Consider the following 16,123-nt stretch of genomic DNA (forward strand, 5'->3'; position numbering starts at 1 on the left):
ACCGGCGCGTCGGCGGAGCGCGCGGTTCAGGCCGCTCCGGTCCAGTGCGCCGGGCGGGTCACCGAGCGCGGCAGCCGGGTGCCCGGCCCGCCGCGGGCCGCGTTCACCTGCGGCTGGGTCAGGAAGAAGGCGCCGGTGAGATCGGCGTCGGTGAGGTCGGCGTCCCGCAGATCGGCGCCGATCAGATCCGCGCCGCGCAGATCGGCGCCGGTCAGGTCGGCGGCGATCAGCCAGGCGCCGCGGAGGCTGGCACCCCGCAGGTCGGCGCCCTTGAGGCGGGCGCCCATCAGGTCCGCGCCCCGGCGGTCCTTCTTGCGCCCGCGCGTGCCCGCCCGCGCGAGCTCGCTGGTCTTCAGCAGGAGCACGTTGACCTCCTGCCGGTGGGCGGCGACGTCCAGCGCCGCGATCTCCTCGGGACTCTGCCGGGTCAGTTCCTCGGTCCGCTCCCTCAGTCGGCGCAGCTCGGCGTGGAGCGGACGGGCGGCGGGCAGGGTCAGGGCCTCGGTGAGGTACCAGAGCAGTTCGTGGAGCTGGCGGACGACGGGGAAGACCTCGAACATCCGGCGCGAGTGCTCGCGGGAGCCGGCGCGCCAGTCCTCGCCGCCGAAGACGACCTGGGACACCTTCTGCCCGGCGCCGAAGCAGTCGTAGACCGTGCAGCCGGTGAATCCCTTGTTCCGCAGCCGGTCGTGGATGCCGCACCGGTGGTCGTCCCGGAGGTTGGGGCACGGCTCGCCGGCCGCCTTGTCCCGGGCGAAGTCCGCCGAGGCGGCGAAGGGCAGGGCGACGCAGCACAGGCCGAAGCAGCTGCCGCAGTCGCCGCGCAGCTCGGCCAGGTCGCCTTCGTGATCACGCATGCGCTCCACCCTAGACGGGCGCCCGGAGCGAAAACTCACCGACGAGTTTCCGCCGGTGTGGGGGGCCTCTCATCCAACGGAAAACATCCTCGGCTACTACGGAGACAGCAGCCGACCCACGGTCGCATCGAGGAGACGCCATGTGCAGCCACCAGCCGCCCTGCCCCACCTCCGACAGCCCGGACCACTGTCTGGCCGTGACCGTCTCGGCCCATCCCGAACAGGGCTGGACCCTGCTGTGCAACGGCACCATCGTCTTCGACGACACCGGTGAGCTGCTGCCGGACGGCCGGGTGGTCCGCCCCCGCCGCGCCACCGGCGCTTTGACGACCGCGCTCTGACGTCCGGTCAGCGGGAGAACGGCTCAGCGCGGAACAGCTCAGCGCGGGAACAGCTCGAACGCCACCGCCGGCCTCCCGCCGAACCGCTCCCCCGCCTCCGCGGTGGTCGTGGCCAGGAACTCCCGGACGTACGTCTCGGGGTCCTGGTCCGTCAGCGCCTCTATGTACGCGCGGTGCTCCAGCAGGGAGCGCACCGCCGCCTCCAGTCCCGCCGTCGCCTCCACGGCGTGGGTGGGCGTGGCGGAACCCGCGACGGCGACCCAGCGCACCCCGTCCCACGGCTCGAGGCCCTGCTCGACCAGCTCGGGGAAGATCCAGCGGTTCCCGGCGTCGCCGGCCGCGTCCAGGGTGGCGCGGCCGACGGCGACATGGTCCGGGGTGTTCCAGGCGACGCCGCCCCAGGTGTCCCGGTGGTTGAGGGTGATCACCAGCTCGGGCCGGTGCCGGCGGATCGCGGCGGCGATGTCGCGGCGCAGGGCGGTGCCGTACTCGATGACGCCGTCGCGGTGGTCCAGGAACTCCACCGACGACACGCCGACGGCCGCGGCACCGGCCCGCTGCTCCCGCTCGCGCAGCGGGCCGCACTCCGCCGGGTCCAGCGTGTCGATGCCGGCCTCGCCTCGGCTGGCGAGGACGTAGGCGACGTCACGGCCGGCCGCCGTCCACTGGGCGATGGCGGCGGAGCAGCCGTACTCCAGGTCGTCCGGGTGTGCCACGACCGCGAGGGCGCGGGTCCAGTCCTCGGGCATCGACGTCAGCTGGGTGATCTCTGTCATGGCTCGCAGAGTAGCGAAGGAGAGCCGCGCCCCCGGGGCGTTCGCTCAGGCCTCGTCCCGCGCCAGGGCCAGGAGCCGGTCCAGCACGCGCGGGCCCCCCGCCCGCACCCCGTCGTGCTCGAACTCGTCCGTCACCCACGTGCGCAGGCCCCTGATCCCCCGTGCGGTCTCCAGGGAGTGGGCCGTGTCCACGTACATGTCGTCGTGGTAGATCGCCGCCGCGACCGGCACCTCGTTGGCGGCGAGCCGGGCGGGGTCGTACAGCGGTGTCCAGTCGGTGCGGGCGGCGAGGAGTTCGGCGGTCTCGCGCAGGGGGCGCAGCGCCGGGTCGGTCTCGAACATCCAGGGGTAGACGCACTCGCCGGTGAACAGCAGCGGCCCGTCGCCCGCGAGCGCCTTGGCCGCGTCGAACTGCGGGAACTCGGCGCGCACCCGCTCGGCGGCCCAGGCGGTGGGCCGCTCGTCCTGGCCGTAGATCGCCTCGTGGACGAGGGCGTACAGGGGGTGTCCGGCGTACGACAGCAGGCCCTGCGCCTCCTCCTGGAAGGCGTCGGACAGCGCCGGGCCCTGCGGGGTGCGGACGAAGGCGTGCTCCAGCAGGAAGTGCAGGCGGTGGCTGCCCTCGCTGCCGCCGAGGAGGATGCCGAGGGACTGGAAGGCCTCGACGGTGAGCCGGTAGCCGTTCGGCAGGACCACGTCGTGGCTCAGCAGGTGGTCGGCGATCCGGCGGGCCCGCTCGGCGTCCTGCGGGTAGCGGGCGTAGTGCGCGGCGACCCTGCGTTCGATGCGCGGGTAGGCGGCCCGGTAGACGTCGTCGGCGTGGGCGTCCAGGGACGGCAGTCCCCCGGTGACGACGGCGGCGGCCAGGCCTTCCGGGGCGGTGGAGAGGTAGTTCACCGTGCAGAAGCCGCCGAAGCTCTGTCCGAGGACGGTCCAGGGGGCGCCGCCGGTGACCTCACGGCGGATCAGCTCGCAGTCCTTCACGATCGCGTCCGCGCGGAACCGGGCGAGGTAGTCGGCCTGCTCGGCGGGGCCCCCGCGCAGCGGGAGGGTCTGGCGGTTGGCCGGTGTGGAGTGGCCGGTTCCGCGCTGGTCGAGCAGGAGGACGCGGTACTCCTTCAGGGCGCGGCCGAGCCAGGCCTGCCTGCCGACGAACCGGTTCGCGCCGAAGCCGGGTCCGCCCTGGAGGTAGAGCAGCCAGGGCAGGTCCTGGTGCGCCTTGTCGCCGGCGACGACCTCCCGCGCGTAGAGCTCGATCGTCTCCCCCGCCGGGTCGGCGTGGTCGAGGGGCACGGTGAAGCGGCGGTCGGTGAGGACGACGCCGGGCTGGCGGTAGCTGACGCTCAACGGGTCTCCCGGTACGGACGGCGATGGTGATCGCGTCCCAGTTCAGCACATGTCCGGCGGCCGGGTGGGGGCGGGGAACAAGAGCTGTTGCTGAACGCCTGTTCAGCGGGCCCGGGTCCTCGCGAACGCGCGGCCGCGGACCGGCCGTTCAGCGTCCCGCCAGGCTGGAGCGGCGGACCACGAGCTCCGGCTGGAGGACGACCCGGCGGTGTTCGTGCGGGCGGCGGCCGGTGTCCGTCTCGGTCTCCTCCAGCAGCAGCTCGGCGGCGAGGGCGCCCATGGTGACGGCGGGCTGCCGCACCGAGGTGAGCGGGACCGCCGCGGCGGCGGCGAACTCGATGTCGTCGTAGCCGACGATGGCGAGCTCGTCCGGCACGCTCACCCCGGCCGCGTACATGGCCTGGAGCACGCCGAGGGCCAGCAGGTCGTTGGCGCAGAACACGGCGGTCGGCCGGTCGGTGAGGCCGAGGAGGCGGGCCCCGGCGTCCCGGCCCGCGGCGACGTCGAGGCGTTCGGTGGGCAGCTCCCGCAGCGCCTCCGGTCCGAGGCCCGCCTCGGCGAGCGCGGTCAGCGCGCCGGTGCGGCGGTCGCGGACCTGGTTCAGGCCGGGCGGCCCGCTGACGTACGCGATGGACCGGTGCCCGGCGTCGACGAGATGCCGCACGGCCAGCGCGCCGCCCGCCACGTCGTCGACGGAGACCGAGCATTCGGTGGTGCCCTCGGCGACCCGGTCGACCAGCACGAACGGGATGCCGTGGCGGCGGAAGGCACCGATGTTCCGCCCGGTCGCGTCGGCCGGGGTGAGCAGCACGCCGCGCACCCGCTGCTCGGCGAAGAGGGACAGGTACTCGGCCTCCTCGCCGGGGTTCTGGGCGCTGTTGCAGACCATGACGCCGAGCCCCGCCTCGCGGGCGGCGCGCTCGGCGCCGCGGGCGACGTCGACGAAGAAGGGGTTGCCCATGTCGAGCACGAGCAGCCCCATGATCCGGCTGCGGCCCGCGCGCAGCTGACGGGCGGACTCGCTGCGGACGTAGCCGAGCCGGTCGATCGCGGACAGCACGCGCGCCCGGGTCTCGGTGGCGACCGTGTCCGGGCGGTTGATGACGTTCGACACCGTACCCACGGAGACTCCGGCGGCGCGGGCGACGTCCTTGATACCCACCGACTGGGCCATCAGGCAGGGACCTCCATGGAGACGAGGGGCGGCGGGAAGGCCTTCACACTACCGTCATGCCGCCGCCCCGGAGCGGCCTCGGTCAGGCGGGCAGGCGGAAGTCGGCGACGCGGAGCGCCGACGGGGTCGTACCGCTGGACTTCTCCTGGTACATCACGGACAGCACACCGTCCTGCGCGATCCGTGTCTCGTCGACGACCACCTCGCCGAAGGCGTCGAGCCCCGCGCCGTCGTACAGCTGACGCCAGTCGGTGTACCCGGAGGCGGCGGAGGCCGCGGCGATCCTGCCGTACGGGAGGACCGCGTACGCGTTGTCGTACCCGTCCAGGACCAGCTTGGTGCGCTGGCTCGAGTTCAGCGGGACGGGGATCTCCGTCTTCCGCCAGCTGCCGGAGGCGTCGCGGCGCACGTGGAAGGCGCGGCCGTTCGCGGTGCGGTCGGCGACGTAGTCCGTGGTGCACTGGCCGAAGCGGCCGGGCACGTAGGAGATGATCGTGTGCGGCCGGCCGGCCGAGTCGGTGGACTGGCTCTCCTGGTTCATCAGGGAATGATCGGGGTTCAGCGGGTCCACGACCAGACCCGCGTCGGTCACGGAGACCCGGTCGGAACCCCCGGTGACGCCGACGACCGCACCCTGGCCGTTGCGCCAGGTACGGCCCCGGTCGTCGGAGTACACGTAGCCGGTGTCGTGGTTGGTGATCCCGCCGCTCGCGCACATCACCGCGCCGTTCTGCTCCCGCCAGGTGAAGAAGGCGTGCAGCCGGCCGTGGCGGTCGTAGTCGATGCCGTGCAGGTACATGTTGCGGGCGGTGGACGAGCCGTGCTCGCTGGTGTACGTGCCGGTCGAGCCGGTCCACTCCCCCAGCGCCGTCCACCTGGTGCCGTCGTACTCGGCGAGGGCGTTGCGTCCGTTGCCGGAGACGCCGGCGCGGTAGCTGAGCTGGAGCCGGCCCTCGGGGGTGGCGACGAACTGCGGGTAGGTGAACCGCGAGGTGAGGGCGAGCCCGTCGAGTGTGCTCTGGGGCGCGCCGAAGCGGCTCGCGGTCCAGCCGGTGCCGGACGGGTCGTCCATGAGTCCTGCCGCGGACTTGACGTAGGTGAAGCCGTCGCTGTGGGAGTCCATGTTGAGGTGCAGTCGGCCGTCGGTCTTCGAGACGCCCATGGAGATGACGTTGTGGGAGTCGTCGTAGCGCAGCGTGTGGCCGGCCTCGGCGGTCTGCCAGGTGCCGGAGCCGAGGGCGCGGCGGCCGACGACGGCGTTGCGGTCGGCGGTGTACCAGACGGCGTACTGGTGGCCCTTGTAGGTCAGCAGGCCGTTCTTCTGGAAGGAGTTGTTGTTGACCAGGCCGTCGTAGGACACGAAGTAGATCGCCCGGCTGTCCAGGGTGGTGGTTCCCGCCGGGGTGAGCGAGGGGCCGGGGGCGGCGGCCCGCGCGACGCCGGGGGTGGCGGCCGCGGCGGCTGCCAGGGCGGTGGCGAGCACGGTGCGTCTTCTCATCCGGGAGCTCCAGGTCAGGCGAGGTGGAAGACCTCGGTGAGCGGCTTCATGGATTCGTCGGGCCGGGCCCCGTCCAGCGACTCGAAGAAGGGGGCCATCTCCGCCTGCCAGCGGGCGTTGACGTCCGTGGCCTCCATGCCGGCGAGGGCGGCCTGGAAGTCCTCGGTCTCCAGGTAGCCGACGAGCAGGCCGTCGTCGCGCAGGAAGAGCGAGTAGTTGTGCCAGCCGGTGGCGGAGAGGGCGTCGAGCATCTCCGGCCACACGGCGGCGTGGCGTTCGCGGTACTCGGCGATCTTGTCCTGGCGGACCTTGAGCAGGAAGCAGACGCGCTGCATGAAGTACCAGCTCCAAAGAGGGCGAAGGGGCTCAGAAGTCGTAGTCGTCGATGTTCTCGGCATCGAACACGGTCGGCTTGCCCAGGCTGATCACGCCGTCCTTGCCGATGGTGTACTCGCCCATGCCGCCGGCGGTGAAGGTCTCGCCCTCCTTGCCGGTGATCTGCCCGGAGGCCAGGGCGACGGCGGTGCGGGCGGCCAGTTCGCCGAGCTTGGCCGGGTCCCACAGCTCGAACGCCTCGACGGTGCCGTTCTTGACGTACTTGCGCATGTCGTTCGGGGTGCCGAGGCCGGTCAGCTTGACCTTGCCCTTGTACTTGGAGCCCGACAGGTACTGGGCGGCGGCCTTGATACCGACGGTGGTCGGGGAGATGATCCCCTTCAGGTTCGGGTACTCCTGGAGCAGGCCCTGGGTCTGCTGGAAGGACTGCTGGGCGTCGTCGTTGCCGTACGCGACCTTCACCAGCTTCATGTCCTTGTACTTCGGATCCTCGAGCTCGTCCTTCATGAACTCGATCCAGGTGTTCTGGTTGGTCGCGGTCTGCGCGGCGGACAGGATCGCGATCTCGCCCTTGTAGCCGATCTGCTCGGCCAGCAACTGCACTTCCGTGCGGCCCAGGTCCTCGGCGGACGCCTGCGAGACGAAGGCGTTGCGGCAGTCCGGCTTGGTGTCGGAGTCGTAGGTGACGACCTTTATGTCGTTGCTCATGGCCTGCTTCAGCGCGGTGCACAGGGAACCGGGGTCCTGCGCCGAGACGGCCATCGCGTCGACCTGCTGCTGGGTGAGCGTGTTGACGTAGGAGACCTGCCCGGAGGTGTCGGTGGCACTGGACGGCCCGACCTCCTTGTAGCTGGAGCCCAGTTCCTTCAGCGCCTTCTCGCCGCCCTTGTCGGCGGTGGTGAAGTACGGGTTGTTCACCTGCTTGGGCAGGAACCCGACGGTGAGGCCCTTCTTCAGCTCGGCGTTCGGATCGGCCTTGCCGGCGGCGGCGGCCGAGCCGCCCTCGTTCTTCACGTCCTCCTTGGTGGTGCCGCCGCAGGCGGTGGCGGCGAGGGCGAGGGAGGTGACGGCGGCGAGGGCCGCGACGGTACGACGGAGGGATGACTTACACATGGTGGGTCCTTTGGACATGGGATGAGTGGATGCCGTGAGGGGCGCGGGGCTGTGTCGACATGCGGCTCCGCCGCGTGGGCGCGACAAGCCACGGACGGCCCGCAGCTAACGAACTGCCGCTCTTGCCACGGCGATCTGCCGCGCGACCCGGGGCCCGAGCACGGAGAGGACGAGCAGCACACCGGTGACGACGATCTGCGACTGCGCGGAGACGTCCTGGAGGCTCATCACGTTCTGCAGAGCGCCCAGCAGGAAGACACCGGCGATCGCACCGCCGAGCGTCCCCTTGCCGCCGTCGAAGTCGATACCGCCGAGCAACACGGCCGCGACGACGGAGAGTTCGAGCCCTGTCGCGTTGTCGTAGCGCGCGCTGGCGTAGTGCAGAGCCCAGAAGACACCGGTGAGCGAGGCCATCAGGCCTGTCAGCGTGAACAGGATCAGCTTCTGCCGCTTGACCCGGATCCCGGCGAACCGCGCGGCCTCCTCGCTCGCCCCGATCGCGAACAGCGACCGCCCGAACGGCGTCGCGTGCAGCGCGATCACGGCGATCGCCAGCAGCACCAGGAACGGCAGGAACGCGTACGGGACGAACGTGTCGCCGATGCGGCCGGCCGCGAAGTCCAGGTACTGGGCGGGGAAGTCGGTCACGGCATCGGAGCCGAGCACGATCTGCGCGATGCCCCGGTAGGCGGCGAGGGTGCCGATGGTCACGGCGAGGGACGGCAGCCCGAGCCTGGTCACGAGCAGGCCGTTGATCAGCCCGCAGACCACGCCGAGCAGCAGACACAGCGGGATGATCGTCTCGATCGCCATGCCCTGGTTCCACAGCGCTCCCATCACCGCGCCGGACAGCCCGGCGGTGGAGGCGACGGAGAGGTCGATCTCGCCGGAGACGACGAGCAGGGTCATCGGCAGCGCGATCAGCGCGATGGGCAGGGTGTTGCCGATCAGGAACGACAGGTTCAGCGCGTTGCCGAAGCCGTCGACGAAGGAGAACGAGAACAGCAGCAGGACGATCAGGAGCGCACCGACGGCTGAGTCCCACCTCTTCAGGGCGGACCAACGGCTCACGCTCGTCAGGGACTCAGGCATGGCGGGCGTTCCTCTTCTTCAGGGCATTGGCCACCCGCAGCGCGACGACGCGGTCGACCGCGATGGCGAGGATGAGCAGGATGCCGTTGATGGCGAGCACCCAGACCGAGCTGACGCCGAGGGCGGGCAGCACGCTGTTGATAGAGGTCAGCAGCAGCGCTCCGAGGGCCGCGCCGTAGACGCTGCCGGAGCCGCCGGTGAAGACCACGCCGCCGACGACGACCGCGCTGACGACGGTGAGTTCGTAGCCGTTGCCGGTGCCGGAGTCGACGTTGCCGAAGCGGGCCAGGTACAGGGCGCCCGCGAGGCCGGCGAGGGCGCCGCAGAAGGTGTACGCGGCGAGGATCCGCTTGCGCACGGGGATGCCGGCGAGCCGGGCGGCCTCGGGGTTGGAGCCGAGCGCGTACAGCTCGCGGCCGCTGCCGAAGTGCTTGAGGTAGTACGCGGTCGCCACCAGCACGGCGAGCGCGATCAGCGCGAGGTACGGCACGGCGGAGACGCCGCCGGAGCCGAAGTCGACGAAGCCGCCGGGCAGGTCGGCCGCGGTGATCTGCCGGGAGCCGACCCAGATGGAGTCGATGCCGCGGATGACGTAGAGGGTGCCGAGGGTGACGACGAGCGCGGGCACCTGGCCTAGGCTGACCAGCAGTCCGTTGAGCAGGCCGAATCCGACGCCCGTCAGCACGGCGAGGACGACGGCCACGACGGAGTTCCCGCCGCCCTGGAGGTACGTTCCGGCGGCGAAGGCGCTGATGCCCAGGGTGGACCCGACCGACAGGTCGACGTTCCGGGTGATCACCACCAGGGACTGGCCGGTGGCGACCAGGACCAGGATGGTGGCGTTCAGCAGCAGGTCCTTGATGCCCTGCTCGGACAGGAACTCGCTGTTGCCGGCCTGGGTGACGGCGATCATCACCAGGAAGACGAGCAGGATGGCGAGCTCGCGCATCTTGAAGACGCGGTCGACCAGACGGGTGCCGCTCGACTTCGGCACGTCCGTCACGGGGGTTGGCTGAGGGGTGGTCACCGTCACGCGGCGGCCCTCCCCGTGGCTGCGGCCATCACGGTTTCCTCGGTGGCGTCGGAGCGTGGGATCTCGGCGGTCAGCCGGCCCTCGTGCATCACCAGCACGCGGTCGGCCATGCCGAGGATCTCGGGCAGGTCGGAGGAGATCATCAGGACGGCCACGCCGTCGGCGGCGAGCTGCGACAGCAGGCGGTGCACCTCGGCCTTCGTGCCGACGTCGATGCCCCGGGTGGGCTCGTCGACGATCAGCACCTTGGGCCGGGTGGCGAGCCACTTGGCGAGGACGACCTTCTGCTGGTTGCCGCCGGACAGGGTGGAGACGGCGTCGGCGATCCGGGCGTACTTCACCTGGAGCCTGACCGCCCAGTCCAGGGAGCGGCTGCGTTCGGCGCCCCGGTCCATCAGGCCGGCCCTGACCGTCGTGCGCAGGCCGGTGAGGCCGATGTTGCGCTCGATGGACATGTCCATCACCAGGCCCTGGGCGCGGCGGTCCTCGGGGACGAGGGCGAGCCCGGCGGCCATGGCGGTGGAGGGGGCGCCGTTGGCCAGGGCCCTGCCGTCCACGGTGACCTCTCCGGCGTCCCGGCGGTCGACGCCGAAGACGGCGCGGGCGACCTCGGTGCGGCCGGCGCCGACCAGTCCGGCGAGGCCGACGATCTCGCCGCGCCGCACCTCGAAGGAGACGTCGGTGAAGACGCCCTCACGGGTCAGCCGGCGCACGCTGAGCGCGACCTCGCCGGGTGCCACCTCCTGCTTCGGGTACAGCTCGTCGAGGTCGCGGCCGACCATCCGGCGCACCAGGTCGTCCTCGGTCATGCCGGCGAGGGGTTCACTGGCGATCCAGGCGCCGTCGCGCAGGGTGGTGACCTTCTGGCAGATCTCGAAGATCTCCTCCAGCCGGTGCGAGATGAACAGGACGGCGGCGCCCTGTTCCCTGAGGGTGCGGACGACGCCGAAGAGGCGGGCGACCTCGCTGCCGGTGAGCGCGGCGGTCGGCTCGTCCATGATCAGGACGCGGGCGTCGAAGGAGAGCGCCTTGGCGATCTCCACGATCTGCTGGTCCGCGATGGACAGTCCGCGGGCCGGGCGGTCGGGGTCGAGGTCGACGCCGAGGCGCCGCATCAGTGCGGCGGTGGTGGCGTGGGTGGCCCTGTGGTCGATGCGCCCGAGGGCGCGCCGGGGCCGGCGGCCCATGAAGATGTTCTCGGCGATCGACAGGTCGGGGAAGAGCGTGGGCTCCTGGTAGATCACGGCGATTCCGGCGTCGCGGGCGTCGCCGGGGCCGTGGAAGACGACGGGCGCGCCGTCGAGCAGCACCTGGCCGGCGTCCGGCCGGTGCACTCCGGCGAGCGTCTTGATGAGGGTCGACTTGCCCGCGCCGTTCTCCCCGGCGAGGGCGTGTACCTCGCCGGGGAACAGCTCCAGGGACACGTCCCGCAGGGCGCGTACGGCGCCGAAGGACTTGGAGATGCCCTGGAGCGCGAGCACCGGGGTCGGCCCCGTGTCGGACGGGTGGGTCATGGGGGCTCCTCGACGACGCGTGGGATCGGCGAGGCGGCCCGCACGGCGTCGTGAAAGGTTTCAACTGGGTTGCCGGGACGTTAGGCGGGCCGGGCTTGTCGCGTCAATGGGGCAGTGTCGAAAAAATTTCGATAGTCGAAGGTCACGGTGGGGTCACGACGAGCGGGGTTGGCCAGACCGCTTGACACCCCTTCGGGTGGCTCATAGCTTGCCGTTCTGAATCGTTTCATTGAATCCGTAGCAGCAACCCGTGTAGCAACAGGAGCCCAGCAGTGACCGATGTCGCCGCGGTGAAGGCCGCGCTCAGGACCCAGGCCGTCGAGACGCCGTCGTGGGCGTACGGGAACTCCGGGACCCGTTTCAAGGTGTTCGCCCAGAAGGGCGTGCCCCGCGATCCGCGCGAGAAGCTGGACGACGCGGCGAAGGTGCACGAGTTCACGGGCGTCGCCCCGACCGTGGCCCTGCACATCCCGTGGGACAAGGTCGACGACTACGCGGCGCTCGCCGGGCACGCCGCGGAGCGCGGCCTGCGGCTGGGCGCGATCAACTCCAACACCTTCCAGGACGACGACTACAAGCTGGGCAGCATCTGCCACCCCGACGCGGCGGTGCGGCGCAAGGCCGTCCGCCATCTGCTGGAGTGCGTCGACATCATGGACGCGACGGGTTCCAAGGACCTGAAGCTGTGGTTCGCCGACGGCACGAACTACCCCGGGCAGGACGACATCCGCGCCCGCCAGGACCGGCTCGCCGAGGGGCTGGCCGAGGTGTACGAGCGGCTCGGCGACGGGCAGCGGATGCTGCTGGAGTACAAGTTCTTCGAGCCGGCTTTCTACACGACGGACGTGCCGGACTGGGGCACGGCGTACGCGCACTGCCTGAAGCTCGGGCCGAAGGCGCAGGTCGTCGTCGACACCGGGCACCACGCGCCCGGCACCAACATCGAGTTCATCGTCGCGACGCTGCTGCGCGAGGGGAAGCTCGGCGGGTTCGACTTCAACTCGCGGTTCTACGCCGACGACGACCTGATGGTGGGTGCGGCGGATCCCTTCCAGCTGTTCCGGATCATGTACGAGGTGGTCCGGGGCGGGGGGTTCACGCCCGAGGTCGCGTTCATGCTCGACCAGTGCCACAACATCGAGGCGAAGATCCCGGCAATCATCCGGTCGGTGATGAACGTGCAGGAGGCCACGGCGAAGGCGCTGCTCGTGGACGGTGACGCGCTGGCCGTCGCGCAGGCCTCCGGCGATGTGCTGGAGGCCAACGCGGTGCTGATGGACGCGTACGACACGGATGTGCGGCCGTTGCTGCGGGAGCTGCGGGAGGAGATGGGGCTGGAGCCGGACCCGATGGCGGCTTATCGGAAGTCCGGGTGGGCCGAGAAGATCGTGGCTGAGCGAGTCGGTGGGCAGCAGGCGGGGTGGGGGGCGTGAGCGTCTGCCTGGTTTCCGTGTCGTTCGCACTGCACGCCGACCGTGGCTGGTCGCGCAGTTCCCCGCACCCCTTTCCGTACGCACCCTCTCTCAGAAGGAACCGATAGTCATGGCTACTCATCCTGAAGCCGCCGCTCTGCTCGCCCGTTCCCATCGGCTCGGGTCCGATCCCCGTAACACCAACTACGCCGGCGGCAACGCGTCCGCCAAGGGCACCGAGACCGATCCCGTCACCGGCGGGGACGTGGAGCTGATGTGGGTGAAGGGGTCCGGCGGTGACCTCGGGACGCTCACCGAGGCGGGGCTGGCCGTGCTGCGGCTGGACCGGCTGCGGGCGCTCGTCGACGTGTACCCCGGCGTGGAGCGCGAGGACGAGATGGTCGCCGCGTTCGACTACTGCCTGCACGGCAAGGGCGGGGCGGCCCCGTCGATCGACACCGCGATGCACGGCCTGGTCGACGCCGCGCACGTCGACCATCTGCACCCCGACTCCGGGATCGCGCTGGCCTGCGCGGCCGACGGGGAGAAGCTGACCGCCGAGTGTTTCGGGGACAGCGTGGTGTGGGTGCCGTGGCGGCGGCCCGGGTTCCGGCTGGGCCTGGACATCGCGGCCGTCAAGGAGGCCAACCCGCAGGCCGTCGGGTGTGTGCTCGGCGGGCACGGGATCACGGCGTGGGGCGACACCGCGGAGGAGTGCGAGCGGAACTCGCTGCACATCATCCGCACCGCGGAGGCGTTCCTCGCGGAGCGCGGCAAGGCGGAGCCGTTCGGGCCCGTGATCGAGGGCTACGAGGCGCTGGGCGAGGCCGAGCGGCGGGAGCGGGCGGCGGCGCTGGCGCCGTACGTACGGGCCGTCGCCTCGCAGGACAGGCCGCAGGTCGGACACTTCACCGACAGCGACGTGGTGCTGGACTTCCTGGCCCGCGCCGAGCACCCGAGGCTCGCCGCGCTCGGCACCTCCTGCCCCGACCACTTCCTGCGCACCAAGGTCCGTCCGCTGGTCCTCGACCTGCCGCCGGCCGCGCCGCTTCAGGAGGCGGTCGCGCGGCTGAAGGAGCTGCACGCCGAGTACCGCGAGGAGTACGCCGCCTACTACGACCGGCACGCCGAGCCCGGCTCCCCCGCCATGCGCGGCGCCGACCCGGCGATCGTGCTGATCCCCGGGGTGGGCATGTTCAGCTTCGGCAAGGACAAGCAGACCGCCCGGGTGGCGGGCGAGTTCTACGTCAACGCCGTCAACGTGATGCGGGGCGCCGAGGCGGTCTCGACGTACGCGCCGATCGAGGAGTCGGAGAAGTTCCGCATCGAGTACTGGGCGCTGGAGGAGGCCAAGCTCCAGCGGATGCCGAAGCCGAAGCCGCTGGCGACGCGGGTGGCGCTGGTGACCGGTGCGGGCAGCGGGATCGGCAGGGCGATCGCGCACCGGCTGGCCGCCGAGGGCGCGTGCGTCGTCGTCGCCGATCTGAACGCGGAGAACGCGGCGGCCGTGGCCGAGGAGCTGGGCGGGCCCGACAAGGCCGTCGCCGTGACCGTGGACGTGACCTCGGAGGAGCAGATCGCCGAGGCGTTCCGGGCGGGTGTGCTGGCCTTCGGCGGGGTGGACCTGGTGGTCAACAACGCCGGGATCTCCATCTCCAAGCCGCTGCTGGAGACCTCCGCGAAGGACTGGGACCTCCAGCACGACATCATGGCCCGCGGTTCCTTCCTGGTGTCGCGGGAGGCGGCCCGGGTGATGACCGCGCAGGGGCTCGGCGGTGACATCGTCTACATCGCCAGCAAGAACGCCGTGTTCGCCGGTCCCAACAACATCGCCTACTCGGCCACCAAGGCCGACCAGGCACACCAGGTGCGCCTCCTCGCCGCCGAGCTCGGCGAGCACGGCATCCGCGTCAACGGCGTCAACCCGGACGGTGTGGTGCGCGGCTCGGGCATCTTCGCCGGCGGCTGGGGCGCCCAGCGGGCCGCCGTGTACGGGGTGCCGGAGGAGAAGCTGGGTGAGTTCTACGCCCAGCGGACGCTGCTGAAGCGCGAGGTGCTGCCGGAGCACGTGGCGAACGCCGTGTTCGCGCTGACCGGCGGGGACCTGACGCACACCACCGGTCTGCACGTCCCGGTCGACGCGGGCGTCGCCGCCGCCTTCCTGCGGTGAGCGCGCTCGTGAAGTCGTACGCCGCGGTCGACCTCGGCGCGTCCAGTGGGCGTGTCATGGTCGGCCGCGTCGGCCGGCACGAACTGGGACTCACCGAGGCGCACCGCTTCCCCAACCGGCCCGTGCGGCTGCCCGAGGGGCTGCGCTGGGACGTGCCGGGGCTGTACGCCGGGGTGCTGGAGGGGTTGCGGGCGGCCGGCCGGGTGGACTCCGTCGGCATCGACAGCTGGGCCGTGGACTACGGTCTGCTGGACGCGGACGGGGCGCTGCTCGGCAACCCGGTGCACTACCGGGACACGCGCACCGAGGGCATCGCGGAGTCGGTGTGGACCACCGTGCCGGCGGCCGAGCTGTACGCGGCGACGGGGCTTCAGTACGCCCCGTTCAACACGCTGTATCAGCTGACCGCCGCCCGCTCGTCCGCGCAGTTCGCCCACGCCAAGCGGCTGCTGCTGATCCCTGATCTGATCGCCTACTGGCTGACCGGCGAGCAGGGCACCGAGCTGACCAACGCCTCCACCACCCAGCTCGTCGACCCGCGTACCCGCGACTGGTCGTACGACGTGGCGGCGCGGCTCGGCATCGACCTGAGCCTGTTCGCGCCGCTGCGGCAGCCCGGCGATCCCGCGGGCGTGCTGCGCGCGGAGGTGCTGGAGGAGACCGGGCTGACCGGTCCCGTGCCGGTGACGGCGGTCGGCTCGCACGACACGGCGTCCGCGGTGGCGGCCGTCCCGGCGACCGGTGAGCGGTTCGCGTACATCTGCACCGGCACCTGGTCGCTGGCCGGGCTGGAGCTGACGGCGCCCGTGCTGACCGAGGAGAGCCGCGCCGCCAACTTCACCAACGAGCTGGGGCTGGACGGCACGGTCCGCTATCTGCGGAACATCATGGGCCTGTGGCTGCTCCAGGAGTGCGTACGGGCCTGGGGCGAGCCGGATCTGGGCGAGCTGCTGCGGGCGGCCGCCGTGGTGCCGGCGCTGCGGTCGGTGGTGGACGCGGGGGACGCGGCGTTCCTCGCGCCGGGACGGATGCCGGAGCGGATCGCCGAGGCGTGCCGGGCGTCGGGGCAGCCGGTGCCCGAGTCGCCCGCCGAGGTCACCCGGTGCATCCTCGACTCGCTCGCGCTCGCCCACCGCCGGGCGGTCGAGGACGCGCAGCGGCTCGCCGGGCACTCCGTCGACGTGGTGCACGTCGTCGGCGGCGGGGTGCGCAACGCGCTGCTGTGCCAGCTGACCGCCGACGCGTGCGGGCTGCCGGTGGTGGCGGGGCCCACCGAGGCGGCGGCGCTCGGCAACGTGCTGGTGCAGGCGCGCGCCCATGAACTGGTCGGCGACCGCGCCGACATGCGCCGGCTGCTCACCCGCACCCAGCCGCTCACCCGCTACGAACCGCGCGGCGACACCGCCCGCTGGCGCGCGGCCCAGGACCGACTCGCCGCGCGCTGACCGCCGGCCGCCCCG

General features: G+C 71.7%; 14 protein-coding genes. 4 read left to right on the forward strand and 10 right to left on the reverse strand.

The features are described 5' to 3' along the window. Positions 1 to 26: 26 nt before the first annotated feature. Entirely contained in the window at positions 27 to 857 is an 831-nt protein-coding gene (locus ACSU6L_RS02100) for a pentapeptide repeat-containing protein (RefSeq protein ID WP_073939918.1), read from the reverse strand. 140 nt (positions 858 to 997) lie between these two features. Between ACSU6L_RS02100 and ACSU6L_RS02105 the strand changes: the two genes are divergently transcribed. Then, on the forward strand, positions 998 to 1,198 hold the full coding sequence (locus tag ACSU6L_RS02105; protein WP_437052907.1) for a DUF5999 family protein: 201 nt from the start codon (positions 998 to 1,000) through the stop codon (positions 1,196 to 1,198). 38 nt (positions 1,199 to 1,236) lie between these two features. Here ACSU6L_RS02105 and ACSU6L_RS02110 read toward each other — a convergent pair whose 3' ends face one another. From ACSU6L_RS02110 to ACSU6L_RS02150, 9 genes are all read right to left on the reverse strand, one after another. Next, entirely contained in the window at positions 1,237 to 1,974 is a 738-nt protein-coding gene (locus ACSU6L_RS02110; protein ID WP_437052909.1) for a PIG-L deacetylase family protein, read from the reverse strand. A 45-nt stretch (positions 1,975 to 2,019) separates the two neighbouring features. Beyond that, the gene (locus ACSU6L_RS02115) at positions 2,020 to 3,321 is read right to left on the reverse strand and encodes an alpha/beta fold hydrolase (protein ID WP_437052911.1); all 1,302 of its coding nucleotides are present in this window, start codon (positions 3,319 to 3,321) and stop codon (positions 2,020 to 2,022) included. A 148-nt stretch (positions 3,322 to 3,469) separates the two neighbouring features. Continuing rightward, complete coding sequence (locus ACSU6L_RS02120) at positions 3,470 to 4,495, reverse strand: LacI family DNA-binding transcriptional regulator (protein ID WP_437052913.1); 1,026 nt, start codon at positions 4,493 to 4,495, stop codon at positions 3,470 to 3,472. Positions 4,496 to 4,577: 82 nt separating this feature from the next. After that, complete coding sequence (locus ACSU6L_RS02125; RefSeq protein ID WP_437052915.1) at positions 4,578 to 5,993, reverse strand: BNR repeat-containing protein; 1,416 nt, start codon at positions 5,991 to 5,993, stop codon at positions 4,578 to 4,580. A 14-nt stretch (positions 5,994 to 6,007) separates the two neighbouring features. Continuing rightward, positions 6,008 to 6,328 carry an L-rhamnose mutarotase gene (locus tag ACSU6L_RS02130; RefSeq protein WP_437052917.1) on the reverse strand — a complete coding sequence of 107 codons (321 nt, stop codon included), beginning with the start codon at positions 6,326 to 6,328 and terminating at the stop codon, positions 6,008 to 6,010. A gap of 31 nt (positions 6,329 to 6,359) precedes the next feature. Further along, positions 6,360 to 7,442, reverse strand: a complete 1,083-nt coding sequence (gene rhaS / locus ACSU6L_RS02135; protein ID WP_437052919.1) for a rhamnose ABC transporter substrate-binding protein — start codon at positions 7,440 to 7,442, stop codon at positions 6,360 to 6,362. Positions 7,443 to 7,547: 105 nt separating this feature from the next. After that, positions 7,548 to 8,534, reverse strand: coding sequence for an ABC transporter permease (locus tag ACSU6L_RS02140; protein ID WP_437052921.1), 987 nt, complete (start codon positions 8,532 to 8,534; stop codon positions 7,548 to 7,550). Beyond that, positions 8,527 to 9,567, reverse strand: coding sequence for an ABC transporter permease (locus ACSU6L_RS02145; protein WP_437052923.1), 1,041 nt, complete (start codon positions 9,565 to 9,567; stop codon positions 8,527 to 8,529). The genes ACSU6L_RS02140 and ACSU6L_RS02145 overlap by 8 nt, the downstream gene beginning before the upstream one ends. Continuing rightward, on the reverse strand, positions 9,564 to 11,081 hold the full coding sequence (locus ACSU6L_RS02150) for a sugar ABC transporter ATP-binding protein (RefSeq protein ID WP_437052925.1): 1,518 nt from the start codon (positions 11,079 to 11,081) through the stop codon (positions 9,564 to 9,566). The genes ACSU6L_RS02145 and ACSU6L_RS02150 overlap by 4 nt, the downstream gene beginning before the upstream one ends. 272 nt (positions 11,082 to 11,353) lie before the next feature. On the opposite strand from ACSU6L_RS02150, the gene rhaI reads away from it, so the two are divergent. The 3 genes from rhaI to ACSU6L_RS02165 all read left to right on the forward strand — a co-directional run bounded on the left by rhaI (position 11,354) and on the right by ACSU6L_RS02165 (position 16,108). Next, on the forward strand, positions 11,354 to 12,514 hold the full coding sequence (gene rhaI / locus ACSU6L_RS02155; RefSeq protein WP_437052927.1) for an L-rhamnose isomerase: 1,161 nt from the start codon (positions 11,354 to 11,356) through the stop codon (positions 12,512 to 12,514). A gap of 109 nt (positions 12,515 to 12,623) precedes the next feature. Further along, complete coding sequence (locus ACSU6L_RS02160) at positions 12,624 to 14,663, forward strand: bifunctional aldolase/short-chain dehydrogenase (protein ID WP_437052929.1); 2,040 nt, start codon at positions 12,624 to 12,626, stop codon at positions 14,661 to 14,663. 8 nt (positions 14,664 to 14,671) lie between these two features. Then, a complete protein-coding gene (locus ACSU6L_RS02165) occupies positions 14,672 to 16,108 on the forward strand; it encodes a rhamnulokinase (protein ID WP_437064726.1) in 1,437 nt (478 codons plus the stop codon). Positions 16,109 to 16,123 lie beyond the last annotated feature (15 nt).

The organism is Streptomyces sp. enrichment culture (assembly GCF_964272855.1).
Classification (GTDB): domain Bacteria; phylum Actinomycetota; class Actinomycetes; order Streptomycetales; family Streptomycetaceae; genus Streptomyces.